Here is a 21,238-nt window from a genome sequence, read left to right on the forward strand (position 1 = left end):
ATCCTGCCAAGTCAGCGATTTCCTGTTGTGTTTTCCCTTGGTTTGCCCACTTAAGGACAAGTTCGCGTGTTTGAAGGTTTAACATGCAAACAAGAAAACACAGATACTATATAAACTATGCGTTATTTTTGTCTTATACTAATCATTAGGAACTATTAAATACTGGTTTCCCCCATATCAATATCAAGATATACGCGGAAGGGCGCATGGTGAAAAGAATATCAATCTTTGGAATTCTATTTCTGCTGTTAGGGCCTTCTCTTGCCTTTGCTAATTTCCCTCCAGAATTAACAGAAGGGCACGCAGAACCGCCTGTCGCTGCGCCTGGCGATCTTATTGTTTACCAAGTTACGTATATCGATGAAGATGGTGATGCTCCGGAATATGTGAGGATTATCTTTACCGGGAAGGAAGCAAGAGAGATGAGGAAGATAAGCGGAGATTATAAGACCGGATCTGTATATGAATTCAGCTGGAAACAAGATGATAGTTTTGACTATCGCTTTGAAGCAAGCGATGGAAAAGAGACTGCTCAACTGCCTTGGTATGGCGGCACTCTGGCTCCGGTCAATATCGTTTCTGAAAAGTTGGAAAGCAACAAGATCTATTTTTTCTCCAGAGAAACTAATGAGCCGCTTTGGAGTTATGATATTGGAAAAAACCAGGTGCAAAATGCAGTCATTTCAGATGATGGCAGCAGCATTGCAGTGAAAACAAATGATTATATCTACTTTTTTTCTAAGGATGGCGATCAGCCGTTATGGGGGCATCAATGCGAGACCGGAGAAGAAGACCCTTCTGGCGGAGGCGGTTGGGTTGATATCTCTGCTGATGGAGGCTCTATCGCTGGCGGCTGTCGTGGGTCTCTAACGCTCTTTTCAGGCGATGGAAAATCCGTATGGACAAGCAAAGACGCCAGTGGAGTCTATGCAGTTTCTATTTCAGCTGATGGTGAATATCTTGCTATTGGAACCTCATTCAGCGACGAGCTTATCTTCTTTTCTAAGAAAAGCAATAGGCCGCTTTGGAAATACCATGCAACATCGGATGTGCATGGCTTGTCGGTTTCTTCTGATGGCAGCCTCGTTGCTGCTGGCTCTCATTCTCCTGAAGAGATAGCCTACCTCTTTTCAAAGGAAAGCAATCTTCCCTTAACGAAACACAAGACGAGCCCCGATGCGCCAGTCTGGACTGCTGCAATGTCCAGAGATGGAAGATATAGTGTCTACGGATTGGACAGCGCAGATACCTACACTTCAATTTTTCTTTTCTCAAATGATAAAAATACTCCTCTAAAAACCTGGACAACGGATTGGTGGGTCCGCTCTGTAGACATATCCTCTAACGGCAAATACATCGTTGCTGGAAGCGGAGACCACAATGTGTATTTAATTGACAGGGATAACGACGAGCCACTATGGAAGTTTGAGGCTGGTGAAAGGGTCGGTTCTGTTTCTATCTCGCAAGATGGGAATTACATCGCTGCGGGAAGCAAGGATAAAAAGGTCTATCTCTTCTCTAAAGAAAGCAATGTTCCGTTATGGGGTTATAAAGCAGATTCCTGGGTCGATGCTGTTGCAGTCTCTGCCGATGGCAGCTATATTGTGGCTGGAACTGGCGCCACCAGCTATATGTCCGAAGGGCATCATCCAATCTATAATCCGGAAAAACGTATAAAAGAAGAGATTGAAGGCAATGGGGAAGGCGTTGGAAAAAATTCTGAAGGAGAAAAAGAAACTTTTGAAAAAGAAGCAATTTGCGGGGATGGGATTTGCGAAGGTGCAGAAACTTATGAACGTTGTCCAAATGATTGTTGCGGTGAAGACTGTAACCTTGTAGAGGATATTTCTGAAGGAGAGAATGACGGCAAAAAGGGAGACACCAAACAGGCAGACATTAAACGGGAGGGCATCGAACCAAACGAAGAGAAGAGTTTATTTGAGAAGATAATTGGGTTTTTCAGAGGACTGTTTGGAAAGTGAGAAAAATAATTTTAATGGTATTGATTTTCGCTATTTTGGTTAGTGGTTGCACTAAAGAAATTGAAGAATCAACCAAAGAAATATTAGTAAAAGAACTAAAGGAAGAAATAAAACCATCAGAACCTACTTATAAATACGTGACAGAAAAACCTACCGGCTGGTTTAGAACAGGACAGGAAGCGGATATTGTTTTGTATGCAACCGGATTTAACGAAAGTGGCGGTCCTCTAGTCTTGAATCATCCTAGTAAAGTTGCTACAGACGGTAAGAAATTGATTGTTTCTGACACATGGAATCACCGTGTTTTAATCTGGAATGAAATTCCTACAAAGACTGATCAAGCACCAGATTTAGTATTAGGGCAGCCTGATTTTAGTTCGAATATAGGAAAATTGGGAGCAAGTGGGATGAACTGGCCAATTGGTGTGGCAACAGATGGGGAGAGATTGTTGGTGGCAGACGCAAATAATGATAGGGTATTAATCTGGAGTGAATTTCCTACAAGTAATGGTCAGCCCGCAGATTTTGTTTTAGGAGCCCCTGATTTTGATAGTTGGTCGAGATATCTCGATTGGGAGGCCCAAAGGAAGAAAGAGCCAAGCACAAAAGACCCCAGAAAGGAGATTAACTGGCCATGGGACGTTTGGACCGATGGGAAAAGAGTGGCGATTGCAAGTACAACAGACAGCTCTGTTTTGATCTGGAATTCTTTTCCAGAAGAAAACAATCAGCCTGCTGATCTGATTTTAGGCCAGCCGGATTTTCAGACTCGCTTCAGAGACAAAAACGAACTAGTTAATTGGCCCATTCCTTTGGTTTCACTGATGACACCTAGAAGTATAACTTCTAATGGGGAATATCTAGCGATAGGAATGTATGGCGGATACGGGATGTACGTGTGGAAGAGCTTTCCAACGGAAAATGGCCAGCCTGCAGATTTTGTTACCTACCCAAAGCGTCTTCCAGATGAGCCGACTGGTATGGTGGCAGGTTTAACAATTGATAACGGCAAATTGTTTGTCACGAGTAGCCACCAGGTTTTTGTATGGAACAACTTGCCTATGGATGAAAACCAGAAAGAAGATTTTCGCATAGGAAAATTAGACCCGAGCTTAGAACGTGGCGGGCTGTCAGCACCCGAAGGTGTTGCTAGTGATGGACAAAGATTATTTGTGGCTGACACCTATCAAAATAGAGTCTTGATCTTTAATAAAGTTCCAGCCGAAGTGGATGCCAAATCAGATTTGATTTTAGGCCAGCCGGATTTTGGCATTGACATTTTCTCTTCAAAAAATAGTTTTCCTAACCCGTTTCCATATTCAAATGGCAAACAGCTTTTTGTGTGTTCTGGTTCACGCCTAGGGTTAGCAATTTACAGGCAGATTCCTGATGAAAGCAAAGCAAAAGCAGACATAGTCATATCAAATTGGAGCGGAGCAGAACTCGGTGATTGCGGACAAATAACAAGTGATGGAAAAAGGTTGATTATTGCTGCCAGGGGATCGGGTAAGATTTTAATTTGGAATAATATCCCGGAGAAGAATAATCAGTTACCTGATATTATCCTTGGGCAGACAACTGATTTATCACAATACAGACATGGGATAGGGAAGTATAGTTTCAATGGCCCTATGGGTGTTACAACTGATGGTACAAATCTATTTGTAAGCGACAGCGACAACAACCGCATTCTTGTCTGGAATCAAATACCAGTTGCTAATCAGGCCCTTCCAGATTTTGTTTTAGGCCAGCCAGATTTTGAAACGAATTCCGAAGGCGGTGCGCTTAACCAACTCTCACATCCAGTGCAGATATCTACTGATGGAAAAAAGTTGGTAGTTGCCGATCATTCCAATAACAGGGTATTGGTATGGAAGGAATTGCCCACAAGAAGCCAGCAGTCAGCAGATTTTGAAATAAAAATCATCAATCATTCAGAAAATATTGCTGACTTGCCACCAACTGCTAAGTTAAGCATGCCTGCAGGAGTTTATGCATATAACAATAGCCTGTTTGTTGCTGATGGAAATAATAGGGTGCTTATCTGGAATTCTTTCCCTGAGAATGGGCTAGAAGAGCCTGACATTGTTTTAGGCCAGCCGGATTTTGTAAGCCAATACAAAACTAATTCTAAAGATGGGCTTTTTATGCCACATTATCTTAGCTTTGATGGAAGCTATCTCTGGGTAGGAGAGATGAAATTTTCGAATAGGTTATTAAGGTTTAGTGTTGAAAAATGAAAATATTTGGAAAAACCTTGAAAGAATACATTTTGCCAATTTGGTATTATATAGTGGGAGCAGTTTTAGTGGTAGCGTTGCAATACTATGTGGCGCTGCATTTATCTGACAGGTTTCCTTTTGCCTTAAACTTAACCCAGGCTTTATGGGCCCTTATGGTGGCTTTGTCAGTAGTTAAGCTTACCGTGCTTTATGATTTTAATTTTAAGAATGTCCTGGTTTTGGGAGTTTTATATTCTTTTATCATCCACGGGCTCAAGGCCTTTGTCTTTAGGGTATTTTTATTCCCTTACTCAGACCCTACTGTTGAGCAATATATCCTGCATCTCTTAAACAGGTTTCTGTATGGAAGCTTTTTGGTTATGGTCATTGTTGTCGTTCTTGGGCTTCTCTTTATTCAGTTAAAGAATAATTCAGAAGTTAGAAAGGAAGCTCGGTGGCTATGAAATGAAAAAAATAATATCAGTTTTGCTTATTTTATCAATTTTTCTTATTGGCTGTGCTGGAAAAATAGAAAAAATTAAAGAAGAAAAACCATCTGAAGAAGCGGTAAAAACAGGGCCTCCGCTCATTGCGGAGGAAAAAGAGCCAGAGAAAGAAATAATCAAAGAAAGGCCAGAAGAAAAAATGCCAGAAGAAAAAATAGAATCAGTCAGTATTCCCGCGGATATTGAAGAGAATTGTATAGGTTTTCTTACTGGGACCCCGCAAGAGGCAGAATTGATTAGTTTAATAGGAGCAGCATGGGCCAGACCTCACTCAGGACCATTTGCCTGGGGATGGATAGAGCCAAAAAAAGGAGAATTTGATTTTATTCCCGTAGATGAGTGGATAAAAAAAGCGCAAGAGAATAAGGTGGCGATCCTTGCCACAATATGGCCTTACGCTGAGTGGGATCAAAAGCAGTGTCGTTCTTCCAGCTGTGAAGTGCCATCTGGAGACCAATTCTATCCCTGGGGTAAAATAGGCGGAATACCCAAATCGAGATGCGCTCCCTGCAATCTTGAAGACTACAAAAATTTCCTTTCAGAGCTCGTGGAGAGATACGATGGCGATGGAATTGATGATATGCCTAATTTAATAATTCCAATAAAGTATTATGAAATCTTAAATGAGCCTGAAATGAAAGAGCCTGATTTAACCTTTTATAAAGGGACAGAAGAAGAATATGTTCAGATTTTAAAACTCAGCAATGAAGCAATAAAACTGGCTTGTGCAGACTGCAAAGTTGTTCAGGGCGGCGCAGCAGGTATAATGCCTAATATGCTTGCTTACTGGAGAAAAATTTTTGAATTAGGCGGAGCGGATTATTTTGATATAGCAAATATTCACTATATCAATTCAAGAGATTTAAATACGTTGAATGTAAAGGATTTCAAAAAGCTTATGCAGGAGAAAAATATTAACAAACCAATCTGGGTGACAGAAGCAGAATACGGTTCTGAGTCCCAAGTTGAAGCATCTGCAGAAGGGGCATTAAATGCAGGCGCTTCAAAAATATTTTTCACAAGATTTAAAGCAGGACAAAAAAGCCCTCCAAAGCCAGGAGAGTATTCAAAAATTTATGATAGAATACCCTTAAAATGCAGGCAAGTAGAATGAATATGAAAAAATTAGGAGTTTTATTAATTTTATTTTTGCTTGTTTTAATAATTTTTATTGTAGGTTGCGCTAAAGAAATAAAGGAGGAGCCAAAAACAGAAGTACAAAAAGAACAGCCAGTAGCGCAGCCACAAGAGGGAACAGAAGTTGGAAAAATAAACGAAACAACTGAGGCGCAGGAAACAGAAACAGAAGAAACCCAAAAATCGGAGATACTCGAAGAAAAGCCGAAAGAAACACAAACAAACTGGCTAGCGTTCCACGGCAGCAATGCAAGGACAGGCTTCTCTGAATCAAAAGCACCATCGAAGCCCACTGTCCTGTGGAAATGGACTGTTGGCGATTTCGAGCAAATAGGCTATGATGGCAACTTTGAGGCAAACTGGCCCATCATTGATAATGGCATGGTCTTTATCGCTCCAGAAGATATATTTGCATTAGACTTGAAAACAGGCAAAAAAATATGGTCTTATGCCGGAGAAATAAGGAAGTTCTTTCCAAGGGGTCTGGCAGCAGGCAAGGGAAAGCTTTTTGCAAGCGTTAATGCCGGCGATAACCTGGATAATCTTCCTGCAGGATTTGTTTATGCATTGGATGCGGGTACGGGAGAGTTTTTATGGAAATACCAGACTCAAAAAGGCATCTCGCATTCCCTGCCTTTGTTTGCGGAAAATAAACTCTTTGTCGGAGATGATTCTGGAACCATCTATGCGCTTGATGAAGCTCATGGAAATCTCATCTGGAAGAAATATCTGGAGGATGCAGAGGTCGTTCATTCTTCGCCTGCTTACAGCGATGGAAAAATCTTTGTGGGAACAGAAGGGTCGCAAAGAAGCAATGCAAATCCAAGCCATCTCTATGCCCTGGATGCAGAAACAGGAAAAGAGTTGTGGAGGTTTAAAGTAGATTATATCCAAGGAAAATTAAATCTGATTCATTCTACCCCTGCTGTTTTGGAAGATGTCGTTTATGTCGGCTCGGAAAACGGCTATTTCTATGCTTTAGATGCAAACGATGGCAGCTTAATCTGGAAAAACAAGATTGCTTCCGGAACAGGAGAATTAATTGGCGTATCGGCTGCCGCAGCTTTAGGCTATGGCAAGGTATTTATTGGTACCTATGAAGGAAAATTCTTTGCTCTGGACCAGAAAGATGGCAAGGTCATGTGGAAATATGACTTTGGCAAGGCAAACGCAGATTCTTCGTCTGTCTTGGCAGACAATAAAGTTTATTTTGGCGTTGGTGAAGGCGGTGATGGATACTTCTACAGCTTTAATGCAGAAAATGGAGATATAGTATGGAAAGAGAAGCTTGGCGGCTCTTCAGCTGCTTTGGCAAATGGGATCTTAATCGTGCCTAACAGGCTGGTAGAAGATAACTTTAAGCCGAGCACGCCAGCCATTATTGCCTTCTCAGATGGTGGGGAGGAGTCGCTTTGGCATGAAAATACGTGGCAATGAAAAAGCGTGCTTACTGCCCCTATAACAGCAGCCACGATGCAATAAGAAAGTAAATAACAATGGATGTCAAATCAGAGATCACTGTCGCAAGAGGGCCGCTTCCCAATGCAGGATCATGCCCCATCTTATAGATAATCAGGGTTGTGACTAACGAAGTAAAGTTTGTGACCATCAATGCAATAAACAGCGAGATGGATATGACAAATCCGGTAAATGGGGCATTCCAAAATAGGAAAATTCCTACCATGGTTAAACTGCTTATTAACACCGCCAAGATGCCTGCAATCACTGTTTGCTTGAGGAAGTACTGGCCGAGATTGAGATCCTTCCCCAGAGTTGCCAAATCCCTGACAAAAAGGGTTTGATGCTGTGTTCCAAGGGCATCTGACATGTACACGATGGCCGGAATGAAGAATGCAAGGATGAGGTAGGTCTGCAAGGTTGATTCAAAAATGTTGATGAAGTAGGCTGCAATCATAATGCCTATCAGCCCCACAATCAACCAAGGCAGGCGATGAAGGACAGAAGCAAGCAACGGAACTTTTGTGGTGTTCTCATAGTTTAGATGGGATTTGTGGATTCCTGCAAAATGCAGGATATCCTCCTGCAGCGATCTGTTAAGGATGGATGTTATCAGATTTGCCGGGATTGCTCCCAGGATCTTCCTGTTCTTGACAACAGGGATTGTCTTGATGCCATATTTCAAGGCTACATGGGCAGCTTTTTCATCCTCAGCATCTGGAGAAAGAGACACCACCTTCTTCTTCATGATTCTGCCGACCTTTGTTTCCTGCGGGTAACTGAACATATCCCGGATGGAAACAACGCCAACAAGCTTTTCGCCCTTGTCAACGATGTATATGGGGTCTATTATCTTGAACCGATTGCCTTCTTTTGAAAGGAGGCGCAGCACATCCCTGATTGCGCTGTCCCGTTTAACTTTGACAATCTCGCTAATCGCGTGGCGTCCTGCTGAACCTGCTTTGTATTCCATGTGCTTGCTTCTGCTATTTCAGCTGTTTATATGTGTCTTCCTTACTCCCTCAGCTCCTGAGGACCGTTCATATTCTTCCGGCAGAGGGGCTATACTCACGGGCAAATATACTTGAGCAATTGTTGCCCGTTCGTAATATGTCGGAAATTGCAAACATGTATAATAAATTGTTACAATTTCCGAGCATGCTCAAAAATCTTTGATTTTTGACATGTAAAGGCAATACTTTATGCTCAATTATTTGTTGCCTTTACTATATAAAAACTTTGTGGCTATCCCTGGCCAGTGAACATACCCCCTGACCCAAAGGTTTAAATATGTTATAAAATATATCTCCTACTAGAAAATGTATATTATAATATCATCGGCATAATTAAAATATACCCGATATAAGGGAAATCATGATATAATCGATGTAATGGGAATTATACTATACCCGATATAATGAAAAAACCAATCTCAGCTACAATTGAGGAAGACCTTATCAGGTGGATTGAGCGGGAGACAAAAGGCCAGAGGTACCGCAACAAGTCCCATCTTATTGAAGTTGCCCTTGAGCAGCTGAGGAAGGAGTCATGATGGCGCTCGTGGACCAAAACAAGCAGCCTTTCACGTATGACGTGTTAAGAGAAGGAGAGGATGTGACCCTCAGGATAGACTGCGAGGCATACCTGCGAAGCCCTTCCCTGGAGGACGATCCTGTCCTTATGGCCAAGGCCATTGACATCCTTATGGAAGCAGGCACGGTCACCAAGATCGTGTTCACCCAGAAGAGGGATTATGAGTATGACTATACACAGACCCTCATGCTCCTGGACCTTGCGAAGGCCTATAACCAGATCATCAAGAAGCGGATCATCACCTACCAAAGCATCGGAGACCCAAAGACCTATGCCGAAATCCAGAATACGGTGTATCGCATGCTCAAATCAGATCCCCTGGGAGCGTATGTGGAGCTCAAGCGGCTTTCCAGGCGGGAGAGCATCTCAATGCAGCACTCTGCTGCTGAGCTAGAGGCGCATCGGCTGCATCGCATCGTGACGCAACTCAACATGATCGTTAGGATGCTTGACCAGACAAGCCTGATACAGCTCGCCCAGCCCTACCTTGCAGGCTATGTTGTTGGAGACCGGTCTGTTTACAGGAAGCTGTTCACTCCAACGATCAGGCCAGATTTCATGTTCACGAAGCTGATGGCGAGCTACCCTGTTGAGGGAGAGGAGCTTGCCAGCTATGGTGTTGAAGATACTGAGGTCACGCTCTTCAGGCTTCCCAACACCATCCAATTCCTGTATCATATCCTTCCTCCGGAATTCAAGATGAGCGAGGAGAAGTATGAGATCGTGGATACTGCGAGGAAGGTCATGGCTGAGCATAAGCCGACACGCTCTGAGTTTGTTGATCCCCAGAGGATGCGGCAGGTATTCATGAATGTTGGCCATGATCTGATCGAGGAGCTTGCCAGCCAGAGGAACATGAACCTGCGTGAGAAGGAGATCCAAAGCATGACGAAAATCCTTGTCCGGTATACTGTTGGCTTTGGCCTGATTGAGGTGCTTCTTCAGGATGAAAAGATCCAGGATATCACCATCAATGCGCCCATGGGCCAGATTCCGATGTTTCTCGTGCATGAGGATTTTGACGAATGCGTGACCAATATCATCCCCACTGTAGGAGAGGCGGAGTCCTGGGCGTCAAAGCTCCGCATGCTTTCAGGCAGGCCTTTGGATGAGGCAAATCCCATCCTTGATACAGACCTCAGCCTGCCTGCAGCCAATGCACGAGTGGGCGTGATTGCTCCGCCATTGAATCCCTACGGCCTTGCCTATGCATTCAGGAGGCACCGGGACAGGCCATGGACATTGCCGCTCTTTATCAACAACCGCATGCTGACGCCGCTTGCTGCCGGGCTTCTCTCCTTCATCATTGACGGATCAAGGACGCTGCTTGTTGCAGGAACGCGCTCTGCAGGAAAAACAGCACTGCTTGGAAGCCTTCTGACAGAAATCATGCGGAAATACCGCATACTGACAATCGAGGACACTCTCGAGCTTCCTACGACTCCTTTGAGAAAGTTGGGGTATAATATTCAGCCCATGAAAGTAGTATCTGCCCTGACCCACGGCTCTACCGAGGTCAGCGCAGAGGAGGGAATTAGGGCAACCCTGCGGCTTGGCGATTCTGCCTTAATTGTAGGAGAGGTGCGTTCTGTTGAGGCACGGGCGTTGTACGAGGCAATGCGGGTTGGAGCTCTAGCCAATGTGGTTGCAGGAACGATCCATGGGGATTCTCCCTACGGCGTATTTGACAGGGTTGTCAATGACCTGCAGGTTCCGAAGACAAGCTTCAAGGCAACAGACATCGTGGTTGTGGCAAATCCTTTGCGGAGCTCTGACGGGCTGCAGAGATGGAGGAGGGTCACGTCAATCACTGAAGTCAGGAAGCACTGGACTGATGACCCCCTACAGGAAGGAGGGTTTTCTGACCTCATGAAATACAATACAAAGACTGACCAGCTTGAGCCGACTGCTGACCTTAAAAATGGCGATTCTGATATCCTCAAGGCCATAGCTGGAAATGTGAAAGAGTGGTCAGGAAACTGGGATGCAGTGTGGGATAATATCCTGCTCAGGGCGAAGATCAAGGAGACAATTGTGAATCTGGCGCTGGCTAGCCACAGGCCTGATATGCTTGAGGCGGAATTCGTCATCCAATCGAATGATGAATACCACAGGATCTCGGCGACTGTCCGTGATGAAGTAGGCTATCTGGAGAGCCAGAGGATCTTTTTCGAATGGAACGAATGGCTGAAGAAGAGCATAAAGGCAGAAAAGACAGAATAAAGCGCAGCAATAAAGGCAGAGCAAATATAGAAAAGGGAGAAAAAGGAGAGCAGAGAAAAAAGCAGGAAAAGCAGAGAAAAAAGCGGAGAAAGCAAACAACGAGAAGAAGCAAACCATGGCTGATGTTGACACACTTATAGCAAAGTACCAGGGGAAGATCAAGCACCAGCTTGGCCAGGCAGCAGGACAGCCTGAGGCTGAGGCTGCCAAGGTCACCTACTCAAGGGAATACCAGGCATTCAGAAAGCAGTTCATGCCAGCCAACCTCAACATCTACGAGCAGCTCTGCCAGATCTCGGGTCAGATTCTCAAGCTGAAGCTGAAGCCTGAGAAGGAGAAGGAGTATCAGGAAGCTGCCTCTATTGCCCATCTGAATATCACTCCTGCAGGGGCATACTCCTTTGCTATACTCTCCTCCATACTCACCATCTTCCTGCTGGGAAGCCTGGCCTTTTTCATAACTGGCGGACTCTTCTTTACGTTTTTTTTCTTTCTTTGCGGAGTCCTCATCATTGCTCCGTTGCAGAGGATTCCGATGTTTATAGCCTCCCAGTTCCGCATGAGAGCATCAAACCAGATGGTGCAGTGTATCTTCTATGTTGTCACCTATATGCGGCACACCTCAAACCTGGAGCTTGCAGTTGATTTTGCCTCAGAGCGCCTTATGCCTCCGCTTTCACTTGACCTTAAGAAAGTGTTGTGGAATGTGGAGACGGGAGAGTTTGATACTGTAAAAGAGAGCCTGGACAATTATCTGGAAGGCTGGAGGAAGTGGAACTTTGAGTTTATCGAGTCATTCCACCTCGTTGAGAGCTCACTGTATGAAGGCGATGAGCCAAGGCGCCTGGAGTCTTTGGATAAGGCGCTGGATGTGATCCTCACTGGAACCTATGAAAAGATGCTGAGGTATACGCACGCCCTGCAGAGCCCAATCACCATGCTGAATATGCTGGGTGTCATCCTGCCTATCCTTGGGCTCGTCATATTGCCGCTGGTCGTGAGTTTCCTTGAGGCTGTCAAATGGTACCATATCGCGGTGCTCTATGATGTGCTCCTGCCAATTGGCATCTATTACCTGGGCAAGACCATCCTCGCAAACAGGCCTACAGGATATGGGCAGACCGATATCGGCAAGGATCCGCAGTTTGAAAAGTACAAGAAGATCTCAGTCAGGATTGGAAAGAAAGAGGTTCTTGTAAGCCCGTTTTTTGTAGCCATGAGCATTGGCACGCTGCTGGTATTCATCGGGATCCTGCCGTTGCTGATCCATGCAGCAAATCCGGATATCCCTGATGACATCATTCCCTCTTACGGCTTCAGATTCCTGGAGTACAGGGATGTAAGAGATGCCAATAATATCGTCATTGGAAAAAACGGCCCCTTCGGGATAGGCGCCACGCTGCTTTCCTTGTTCTTCACCTTAGGCTTAGGCCTTGGCCTGGGAATGTATTTCAAATTCCGCTCCGAGAACCTGATAAAGATCCGGGAGGAGACGAAACGCATTGAGAATGAGTTCGCTTCCAGCCTGTTCCAGCTCGGCAACAGATTGGGAGATGGGCTGCCTGCGGAAATAGCATTTGACCGGGTTTCTGCAGCGATGCAAGGCACGGTATCCGGAGATTTTTTCCAGCTCGTCAGCATGAACATCACGAAGTTGGGAATGGGCGTGGAAGAGGCAATCTTTGACCCAAGGCATGGGGCGCTTGCTGCCTATCCCTCGGCCGTCATTGAGAGCTCAATGAAGGTGCTTGTGGAGAGCGTCAGGAAGGGCCCAAAGATTGCTGCCCAGGCTCTTGTGAATGTTTCCAGGTATATCAAGGAGATCCACACCGTCAATGAGCGGCTTCAGGACCTGCTCGCCGAGATCATCAGCTCAATGAAATCACAGATCAGCTTCCTGACGCCTGCAATCTCAGGGATTGTGATTGGAATAACCTCTATGATCACTGCCATCATCGGGAATCTGGACACGCTGCTCCCGAGGATCGGAGGAGCTGAGGCAGCAGGCCAGGGAGCAACTGCGCTTGCAGGACTGTTTAAGGGAGGAATCCCGACGTACTGGTTCCAGATTGTAGTTGGGATCTATGTCGTCGAGCTGATTTATATCCTTACTGTGCTGGTCAATGGGATCGAGAACGGCTCTGATAAGCTCAATGAAAGATACCTGCTCGGAGTCAACCTGATCAGGAGCACTGCCATCTACTGCGCAATCGCCTTCGTTATCACTGTCCTGTTCAACCTGATAGCGGGAGTCATCATGTCGAATCTGATCGCAGGGTTGTAAGGGCGACAGCTTTTCATCGAATCCCTTTAGGCAGGGAGTAAGAGAAAATAGGAAAAGTGGGGACGCGGAGATGGTCACTATTCGGTCCTGCCATTCCGGCAAGCCGCCATAGATTTGAACTCCGGACAACTACGTTTCGTCGTAATCGAAGATTACGAGATGCTTCGAAAACACTTCAGCGTAGTGCTCTCCCAGTCTGAGCTACGTCCCCAGCAAGGCTGGAAAGGTTACTGTCGGTTTATATTTGTTTTGGTTGTGCAAACGGGTCGGGTTTCAATACCCAGGAAATAACCAATAACTCTTTTATACTCTTATAGATTTTCTCTCACACCATGCACGGAACGGCACTTGAAAAGGTTGAGGGAGGAAAGCTTGTCCGTATTGCTATTGATTTTGATGCAAAGATCAACCGTATTGCCATAACTGGCGATTTCTTCCTGCACCCTGAGGAAGAGCTTTCAGCAATTGAGCAGAGCCTTATCGGGCAGCCCTCAGGCAAAGAGCTCCGGTTTTACGCCAGCATTATTGAGCGGGTCGTGGAAGCAAAGGGAATCCAGATGATTGGAATCAACACTGAGGCTATCGCAAGACTCGTTGTTGTAAGTATGAGAGAGGCAGCAGAGAGAAAAGCAGGGGGAAAACCAGAAGGAAACGCAGAGGGAGAGCATGAATAGCGTCTGGAGGCTCATTCCGCTGGAGACTCATAACGCCTTTATGAACATGGCAATTGATGAGGCAATCACAGAGAGTGTGGCAGCCGGAGGCCAGCCAACAATACGGTTTTATCAATGGGATCCAAGCGCAGTATCAATCGGGTATTTCCAAAGCCTCTCGCAGGAAGTCAATGAGGAAGCGTGCAAAGGGATGCACATTGTGCGGAGACGAACTGGCGGAGGGGCTGTCTACCATGATGCAGAAATTACGTATAGTGTCATTGCTCCTGAATCGATGTTCCAGGGCATCACTGAGAGCTATCATGAGATATGCGGGTGGATCATTAAGAGCCTTGGAAAACTTGGGATTCAGGCAGAATTCAAGCCTATCAACGATGTCATTGTTCAAGGAAAGAAGATATCGGGCAATGCCCAGACAAGGCGAAATAAGGTTTTGCTCCAGCACGGCACTATCCTCTATGATGTAGATGTGGACAAGATGTTCTCTCTCTTACGAGTGCCTGATGAGAAGATACGGGATAAGGTCATTGCCAGTGTCAAGGAAAGAGTAACAAGCGTTCGGGCGGTCTGCCAGCGCGAGAAGGAAGAGCTTTATCATGCGCTGCTCCTCGGATTCACTGATGGCAAGCAATGGGAGGTTGGCAGGCTTTCAGAAGAGGAAAAAAAGAAGGCTCGGGAGCTTGCCAGGAGATACGAGTCAAAGGAGTGGAACTATCTGAGATAAGGTTGAATATGACCTCTAAATAAATTTTAGATACCTTTATATATATGCTACTGTCTATCGCAGCCGATTCGGGGGATGCAAAAACTTCAACGCAGCGAGCTCAGATGAATAGATTTCTATGTCCACCAACGGGAGCAGATACTATTGAAGAGAGCCTACTATTTATTGAAGAGAGCATACCATTGATGAAAAAACCAAGGGGGTGAAGCGCATGGAAGCATGGAGATTGGACGATGATGATGACGACAGTGGTGGAGATGACGTCGATTCTGACGATCAGTACTAGGTAGGAATAAGGCTGAAGGCAGTCGCCAAAGGCTGCCATGCCAATTCAGGCAGTCTCGGCAGGATTCAGTCCGAGCAGGGGAAGGATTAAAACACGCGAATCGAACTTTGGAAGTTCAGGCAGGAGAAAAAAGAGCCTCAACAAGATCTTTCATAAACAAGGCAGCTTCTCTCCCATCAACAACGCGGTGGTCATAGCTGAGGGAAAGCGGCAGTATCTTCCGTACAACAACCTTTCCTTCCTTCACAACAGCCTCGTCCTGTATATCGCCCATACCTAAGATTGCCACTTCAGGATAATTGATGACAGGCGTGAAGTATTCTACTCCAAGATGGCCTAGGTTCGTGATTGTGAAGCTTCCTCCTTTCATGTCCATGGGATTGAGTTTCTTGCCCACCTTAGCGAAATTCTGGATCTCTTTGGCAATTGTGATGGTGTCTTTTTGGTCAGCTCCCTTGACAACCGGAACCCTTAATCCATCTCCCTCATCAACAGCGATGCCAATATTGTAGTATTTCTTAACCCGTATCTCTCCTGCAGCTTCGTCAAGGGTTGAATTCAGCATGGGATGTTTCTTCAAAGCAGCGACAACAGCCTTCACAACATAAGGAAGATACGTCAGTTTCACATCCTCACTCTCAGCTTTCTTCTTCTCCTTTTCCCGCAAAACAGCAAGTTTTGTAACATCAGCTTGCTGCATATGCGTGACTTGAGCAGTAGTGCGGATGCTCTCAGCCATATGCTCTGCAATCGCCTTCCTGATGCCTGAAAAAGGAACCCTGTCAATGTAGCCGAACATGTCATATTTCTTCTGAACCTTGACGCCCTTGCTCTCAGCTGCCAACCCTGCCTTTCCTTCCTTTCTTGGTATGTGAATCTTCTCAGCCTTCTGCTTCTCTCCATCATCCAGGAACCCGATTACAGTACCGGCGTCCTTCTTCTCTTCGCCTGATTCCTTGATCGTAACCATTGTCTGGCCGACTCTGATGACCCCTCCTTCTTTGACATGCAGCCTGATGATGGTTCCAGCTTTTGGGCTTGGAATTTCAACAATGGCCTTGTCTGTCTCTATCTCTCCCAGGGCCTGATCTGCATCGACAGCATCCCCCTCCTTGACCAGCCATTTGACTATCGTTCCTTCCTGTATGCCTTCTCCTACATCCGGGAACTTGAATTCGTATGCCATCAGTAGCTCATCACCCTCTTCATCGCCTCAACAACACGCACGACATTCGGAAGATACAATCTCTCCATCTTATAGAGCGGAAACACCGTGTCAAACCCGGCAACCCGTTCAACAGGAGCTTTCAGCTCACCAAAAATCTCCTCGTTCAGCCTTGCAATGATCTCTGCCCCAAAGCCGGAGGTCTTGGGAGCTTCATGGACAATAATGCACCTTCCTGTCTTCTTTACTGAGTTAATAATAGTTTGCATATCCAATGGCTTAAGAGTCATGACATTCACAATCTCACAATCAATATCAACGCGGGATGCAGCATCTTTCACAACCTGGAGCATCGCTCCCCAGCTAATAATAGTAACATCCTTCCCTTCTCTCGCGAGCTTGCACTTGCCTAAAGGAATCACATACTCCTTGTCAGGAACCTCTTCCTTGATTTGCCGGTACAGCCGCTGCGGCTCGAAGAAAATCACCGGGTCGTTATCCCTGATTGCTGCAGCCAACAGCCCCTTTGCCTCATATGGGGTTGAGGGAACCACTACCTTCAGCCCGGGGATATGGCAGTACAAGGCTTCCATGCTTTCTGAATGGTGCTCTAAAGCCCTGATCCCCCCTCCATACGGAGTCCTGATAACCAGAGGGCAGCTGAATGCGCCTCGCGATCGATGCCTGATCCTGGAAGCATGGGAAATCAGGTGGTCAATGCCTGCGTAGAGAAACCCAGAAAACTGGATCTCTGCAACAGGCCGCAAACCTGCAACTGCCATTCCGATCGATGCTGCCACAATCCCTGCCTCAGACAGCGGAGTGTCCATCACCCTGTTTTCCCCAAACTTCTTTTGCAATCCATCAGTAACCCTGAAAACCCCTCCATTCCTTCCGACATCCTCTCCAAGGACAACAACATTCTTGTCTCTCTTCATCTCCCGGAATAATGCAAGGTTGATCGCTTCAACAATTGTTCGTTCCATCTCACTTCAGCCCCTTCAGATATTGAAGTTGCTTCCTCAGCTCCTCAGGCATCTCTTTATACATATACTGGAACATATCATCAACAGGGCAGGATTTGTCGTTCTCATACTGGCGCACTGCCTCTTCAACCAGCTCTTTGTTCTTCTTCAGGATCGCAGTTCTCTGCTGAACCAGGCTCATCTGGAACCTCTCAAGCCTTTCAATGGGATCTCTCTTTTTCCAGTGTTCAACCTCTTCCTTTGAGCGATACCGAAACGCATCATCACTTGTTGTATGGTCAGACATCCTGTAAGTAACTGCCTCAATCAGCGTCGGGCCTTTCCCTTGCTTTGCCCTGGCCAATGCGTCTGCTGTTGCCTTATAGACTCCGAACACATCATTTCCGTCAACCCGGATTCCCTGGATGCCGTAGGCAATCGCTTTCTGGCAGAATGTTTCTGCGTGTGTCTGGGAGCCCGGGGCTGTCGATATCGCCCACTGGTTGTTCTCGCAAAAAAACACAACAGGAGCATTGAAGACTCCCGCAAAGTTCAAGCCGTCGTGGAAGTCTCCCCTGCTTGTAGCCCCATCTCCAAAATACGCAAGCACCGCGCTCTTCTTCTTCTGGATCTTCAGGGCAATCCCTGCGCCCATCGCCAGGGCAATCTGTGATCCAACAGGGATGGATATCGGAAAGATGTTCCTCCCTTTTGGAGGGATATTTCCCCGTTCATCCCCTCCCCAATACCTCAACAAGTTCAGCATAGGCACACCCATCGCAATCAGGCTGCCGGTCTGCCGATAGCTTGGGAACACCCAGTCTTCTGCCTCAACCGCCAGAGCAGAGCCGACTTGGGAAGCCTCCTCTCCAACGTACTGCGCATACGTTCCTATCCTGCCCTGCCTCTGCAGACTTAATGCTTTCTGGTCAAACTGGCGAATGAGAAGCATCTTCTCGTAGAATTCCTGTGCGCGTTGCCTGGGAAAACTGCCTTTCGCTCTTCCTTTCTCATCCAGGAGCTGCAACTCACTAAACGCCTTTTTCATGAGAGACGATGAGAATCCAGGCTCTTATAAAGATTGTTATTTGCTCTCTCAAAATACTCTCCTGCCCTGTACGAGCTTCTGACTAATGCACCGGAGGCGACATACCTGAATCCCATCTCCTCTCCCACTTTCTTATAGAATAAGAACTTTTCAGGAGCGACGTATTCTCTCACAGGGGCATGCCTGAAGCCTGGGCTCAGGTATTGGCCGATCGTCAGGAAATCGACGCCGTTCTTCCTTAAATCCCTCATCGCAGCAACAACCTCCTCCGTGCTCTCGCCAAAGCCCACCATGATGGAAGATTTGGTGCACCGTGTTGCGTCAAGCTCCTTTATCGCCCTCAAAACAAAAAGGCTTTGCCGATAATCCGCCCTCCTGTCCCTCACTTTTGCCTGGAGCCGCTCAACCACCTCGATATTATGCGCGATAACATCGGGATTTGCAGCGATGATAGCGTTCAGGCAATCAAGATTTCCCCTAAAGTCTGGAATGAGAACCTCAATCTTGATTTGAGGATTTGATTTCCGTATCTCTCTGACGCATCCGGCAAAATGACTGGCTCCTTGATCAGGAAGGTCGTCCCTGTCCACAGAGGTGACAACAACATACGTAAGCCCCCATGAATGAATCGTCTCGGCTAATCTCCTTGGCTCTTCAGGATCCAATTCCTTCCCGGAGACTGCAGTCTTCACAGCGCAGAACCGGCAGCCCCGGGTGCAGACATCGCCCATCACCATGAATGTTGCTGTGCCTCCACTCCAGCATTCAGAGATATTGGGGCAATGGGCCTCCTCGCAGACCGTGACCAGCTTTTGCGCATGGATTGTCTCCTGCACATCCCTGAATGTTTGCAGGAGAGGGAGCCTGATCTTCGGCTTCATTTTCCGAGGGCCCAATTCTTCAGCGTCTCAAAATCACAGGATCCGCAGATCTTTTTTCCTGTTTTCTCGTTATAGAACAAGGGCACTCCTCCGCAGAATACTTTTCCATGCCCATCGGTGTCTACAGACTCCATGAACTTCGCATTTTCCTCGTTGTGCCAGACCTCGACGTAATGGATCTTCACGCCCAGCTCCTTCTCAACTTTCCTGATAATGGGATCCATCTCCCTGCAGTGGACGCATTCAGTTCCGGAAAACTGAACCAGCCTGTCTTTTGTCATACTCCGGAGCAGGTTTGCACGGCTATTTAATTGTTTTTCTTTTTGCACAGATTGTATCGACGGGAAGAAGATCAGCCATTGAAAAAATCAACTCTTTTTTGCCGAAGGGCGAAGAACATGAACTCCCATAGCATTGCTCTGCTTACACTTTCTCATCAAAAAAAGCAAAAAGTATTTAAAGGAGAAAAATCAGTAAAAAAATAGCAAATCTGCTAAAGAGGTGAAGTGCATGGCAAAAAAGAGAAAGGCAGCAAAGAAAAAGAAGAGGTAAAATCTTTGGACTGCCTCAGACAGCTGGGGCAGAACTTCTTCTTTAAGGCTGCGTTCAAATTCTCGCTTCGCTCGGATTGCCATCGGTTCGCTTTGTTATTCTCTCAGAACAGGGCTGACTTCCCAGTAAGGGACATCCCCCTGTCAGCACGTTACGGTGTTTGTGATGGAACGCTCACAAAATGATGGCAACCTTCACTTTGAACGCAGCCTTTCTTTAAGCAAAGCATAAATACACAAGATATTTCTTACCGCTTATGCTTATCGGACTCGTCGGCAAGCCGAATGTTGGAAAATCGACGTTCTTCAAGGCGGCAACCCTGGCTGAGGTTGAGATTGCCAATTACCCCTTTGTCACAATTAAGCCGAACCATGGGACTGCCTATGTCAAGGTGGAATGCGCGGAGAAGGAGCTTGGCACGACGTGCAACCCGAGGCTCGGTTACTGCATTCGAGGGAGCAGGTTTGTTCCCGTTGATACTATGGATGTGGCAGGCCTGGTTGAGGGCGCGCATGAAGGGAAGGGAATGGGCAACCAGTTTCTCGATGACCTCAATCAGGCGGACGTTCTTATCCACGTCATTGACTGCGCGGGAGCAACGAATGCGAAGGGTGAGCCGGTAAGCCCCGGGACAAGGGACCCTGCCTTAGATGTGCGGTTCCTTGAGGCAGAGCTTGACCACTGGTACCTTCGCCTCATCAGGAAGGGATGGGAGAAGTTCTCGAGGGCAGTCAACCACAAAAAGTCAGATCTTGCAAAGGCGCTGGCAAAGCAGCTCAGCAGCCTTGGGGTGAGCGACAAGCTCTGCGAAGCTGTTCTGGAATTTTTGGAGCTTCCTTTGGACCTCAAAGAGTGGAGCGACAGCCAGGTTGTGCTGTTTGCGGCAGAGCTGCGGAAGGCTACCAAGCCGATGCTGGTGGCCTGCAATAAGATGGATCTTCCCGGCAGCAAGGAGAACCTGCTGAGGCTCAGACAGCAATTTCCAGGAATAACCTTTGTAGCGTGCTCAGCTGATGCAGAGCTTGCGCTGCGGGAGGCAGCAAAGAGGGGGCTTATTGACTATATTCCGGGTGAGAATCATTTTGAGACCAAGAAAGAAGCAGCTTTGACAGACGGACAGAGGCGAGGACTCGATCAGATACAAAAGCTCCTGGCTGGCCATGCTTCCACAGGAGTGCAGGAGGCCCTGGACAAAGCTGTCTTTGAACTGCTTAAGTATATCGCAGTCTTTCCTGGAGGGGTCCATAAGCTTGAGGATTCAGAGGGCAGGAGACTGCCTGACTGCTTCCTGGTTCCCGGAGGCAGCACTGCGCTGGATTTTGCGTATCGCCTCCATACTGACTTCGGAAAGAAATTTATCCGTGCAATCGACGTAAAGACCCGGCGGACCGTTGGCAAGGAGCATGTGCTGAATCACCGGGATGTCATTGAGATCATCCATAATGCATAAGGCTTAATGCATAGGGGCTTAATGCATAGGGATTTTAACCCGGGTGGAAATCTTCTGCGGTTCATCTTATGATGCTCTTCGAATGAGA

The 21,238-nt window shown here is 46.6% G+C and carries 18 protein-coding genes and 1 tRNA gene; 12 read left to right on the forward strand and 7 right to left on the reverse strand.

Annotation, left to right across the window (positions count from 1 at the left end):
- The first annotated feature begins 209 nt into the window (after window positions 1-209).
- The 5 genes from VJB08_07220 (at window position 210) to VJB08_07240 (ending at window position 7,284) form a co-directional block, all read left to right on the forward strand.
- The gene (locus tag VJB08_07220; GenBank protein HLD43745.1) at window positions 210-1,982 is read left to right on the forward strand and encodes a PQQ-binding-like beta-propeller repeat protein; all 1,773 of its coding nucleotides are present in this window, start codon (window positions 210-212) and stop codon (window positions 1,980-1,982) included.
- Complete coding sequence (locus VJB08_07225; GenBank protein HLD43746.1) at window positions 1,979-4,222, forward strand: hypothetical protein; 2,244 nt, start codon at window positions 1,979-1,981, stop codon at window positions 4,220-4,222. Before VJB08_07220 ends, VJB08_07225 begins: the two co-directional genes overlap by 4 nt.
- 68 nt (window positions 4,223-4,290) lie before the next feature.
- Entirely contained in the window at window positions 4,291-4,668 is a 378-nt protein-coding gene (locus tag VJB08_07230) for a hypothetical protein (protein ID HLD43747.1), read from the forward strand.
- Between the two features lies 1 nt (window position 4,669).
- Window positions 4,670-5,824 (forward strand): hypothetical protein, encoded by a 1,155-nt coding sequence (locus tag VJB08_07235; GenBank protein ID HLD43748.1) that lies wholly within the window; start codon window positions 4,670-4,672, stop codon window positions 5,822-5,824.
- The gene (locus tag VJB08_07240) at window positions 5,806-7,284 is read left to right on the forward strand and encodes a PQQ-binding-like beta-propeller repeat protein (GenBank protein ID HLD43749.1); all 1,479 of its coding nucleotides are present in this window, start codon (window positions 5,806-5,808) and stop codon (window positions 7,282-7,284) included. Before VJB08_07235 ends, VJB08_07240 begins: the two co-directional genes overlap by 19 nt.
- A 19-nt stretch (window positions 7,285-7,303) precedes the next feature.
- On the opposite strand, the gene VJB08_07245 is transcribed toward VJB08_07240, so the two are convergent.
- The gene (locus VJB08_07245) at window positions 7,304-8,278 is read right to left on the reverse strand and encodes a magnesium transporter (protein HLD43750.1); all 975 of its coding nucleotides are present in this window, start codon (window positions 8,276-8,278) and stop codon (window positions 7,304-7,306) included.
- A gap of 444 nt (window positions 8,279-8,722) precedes the next feature.
- Between VJB08_07245 and VJB08_07250 the strand changes: the two genes are divergently transcribed.
- From VJB08_07250 to VJB08_07260, 3 genes are all read left to right on the forward strand, one after another.
- Window positions 8,723-8,857 (forward strand): ribbon-helix-helix protein, CopG family, encoded by a 135-nt coding sequence (locus tag VJB08_07250; GenBank protein HLD43751.1) that lies wholly within the window; start codon window positions 8,723-8,725, stop codon window positions 8,855-8,857.
- Window positions 8,857-11,121 (forward strand): type II/IV secretion system ATPase subunit, encoded by a 2,265-nt coding sequence (locus tag VJB08_07255; protein HLD43752.1) that lies wholly within the window; start codon window positions 8,857-8,859, stop codon window positions 11,119-11,121. The genes VJB08_07250 and VJB08_07255 overlap by 1 nt, the downstream gene beginning before the upstream one ends.
- Before the next feature lie 115 nt (window positions 11,122-11,236).
- The gene (locus VJB08_07260; GenBank protein HLD43753.1) at window positions 11,237-13,405 is read left to right on the forward strand and encodes a hypothetical protein; all 2,169 of its coding nucleotides are present in this window, start codon (window positions 11,237-11,239) and stop codon (window positions 13,403-13,405) included.
- A 57-nt stretch (window positions 13,406-13,462) separates the two neighbouring features.
- Here VJB08_07260 and VJB08_07265 read toward each other — a convergent pair.
- A tRNA-Phe gene (locus VJB08_07265) sits at window positions 13,463-13,616 on the reverse strand.
- A 121-nt stretch (window positions 13,617-13,737) separates the two neighbouring features.
- Between VJB08_07265 and VJB08_07270 the strand changes: the two genes are divergently transcribed.
- Genes VJB08_07270 through VJB08_07280 form a run of 3 tightly spaced genes read left to right on the forward strand, consistent with a single transcriptional unit; the run spans window position 13,738 to window position 15,009 of the window.
- Complete coding sequence (locus VJB08_07270; GenBank protein HLD43754.1) at window positions 13,738-14,079, forward strand: hypothetical protein; 342 nt, start codon at window positions 13,738-13,740, stop codon at window positions 14,077-14,079.
- A complete protein-coding gene (locus VJB08_07275; protein ID HLD43755.1) occupies window positions 14,072-14,803 on the forward strand; it encodes a biotin/lipoate A/B protein ligase family protein in 732 nt (243 codons plus the stop codon). The genes VJB08_07270 and VJB08_07275 overlap by 8 nt, the downstream gene beginning before the upstream one ends.
- Before the next feature lie 44 nt (window positions 14,804-14,847).
- Window positions 14,848-15,009 carry a hypothetical protein gene (locus VJB08_07280; GenBank protein HLD43756.1) on the forward strand — a complete coding sequence of 54 codons (162 nt, stop codon included), beginning with the start codon at window positions 14,848-14,850 and terminating at the stop codon, window positions 15,007-15,009.
- A gap of 195 nt (window positions 15,010-15,204) precedes the next feature.
- On the opposite strand, the gene VJB08_07285 is transcribed toward VJB08_07280, so the two are convergent.
- Genes VJB08_07285 through VJB08_07305 form a run of 5 tightly spaced genes read right to left on the reverse strand, consistent with a single transcriptional unit; the run spans window position 15,205 to window position 19,429 of the window.
- Entirely contained in the window at window positions 15,205-16,275 is a 1,071-nt protein-coding gene (locus tag VJB08_07285) for a dihydrolipoamide acetyltransferase family protein (protein HLD43757.1), read from the reverse strand.
- The gene (locus tag VJB08_07290) at window positions 16,275-17,240 is read right to left on the reverse strand and encodes an alpha-ketoacid dehydrogenase subunit beta (GenBank protein HLD43758.1); all 966 of its coding nucleotides are present in this window, start codon (window positions 17,238-17,240) and stop codon (window positions 16,275-16,277) included. Before VJB08_07290 ends, VJB08_07285 begins: the two co-directional genes overlap by 1 nt.
- 1 nt (window position 17,241) lies before the next feature.
- Window positions 17,242-18,267 (reverse strand): pyruvate dehydrogenase (acetyl-transferring) E1 component subunit alpha, encoded by a 1,026-nt coding sequence (gene pdhA, locus VJB08_07295; GenBank protein HLD43759.1) that lies wholly within the window; start codon window positions 18,265-18,267, stop codon window positions 17,242-17,244.
- The gene (lipA, locus tag VJB08_07300; protein HLD43760.1) at window positions 18,264-19,148 is read right to left on the reverse strand and encodes a lipoyl synthase; all 885 of its coding nucleotides are present in this window, start codon (window positions 19,146-19,148) and stop codon (window positions 18,264-18,266) included. Before lipA ends, pdhA begins: the two co-directional genes overlap by 4 nt.
- The gene (locus VJB08_07305; protein ID HLD43761.1) at window positions 19,145-19,429 is read right to left on the reverse strand and encodes a thioredoxin domain-containing protein; all 285 of its coding nucleotides are present in this window, start codon (window positions 19,427-19,429) and stop codon (window positions 19,145-19,147) included. The genes lipA and VJB08_07305 overlap by 4 nt, the downstream gene beginning before the upstream one ends.
- A gap of 527 nt (window positions 19,430-19,956) precedes the next feature.
- On the opposite strand from VJB08_07305, the gene VJB08_07310 reads away from it, so the two are divergent.
- Window positions 19,957-21,150, forward strand: a complete 1,194-nt coding sequence (locus VJB08_07310) for a redox-regulated ATPase YchF (protein HLD43762.1) — start codon at window positions 19,957-19,959, stop codon at window positions 21,148-21,150.
- Window positions 21,151-21,238: the final 88 nt, after the last annotated feature.

It is taken from the genome of Candidatus Nanoarchaeia archaeon (genome assembly GCA_035290625.1).
In the GTDB taxonomy this organism is placed as follows: domain Archaea; phylum Nanobdellota; class Nanobdellia; order Woesearchaeales; family DATDTY01; genus DATDTY01.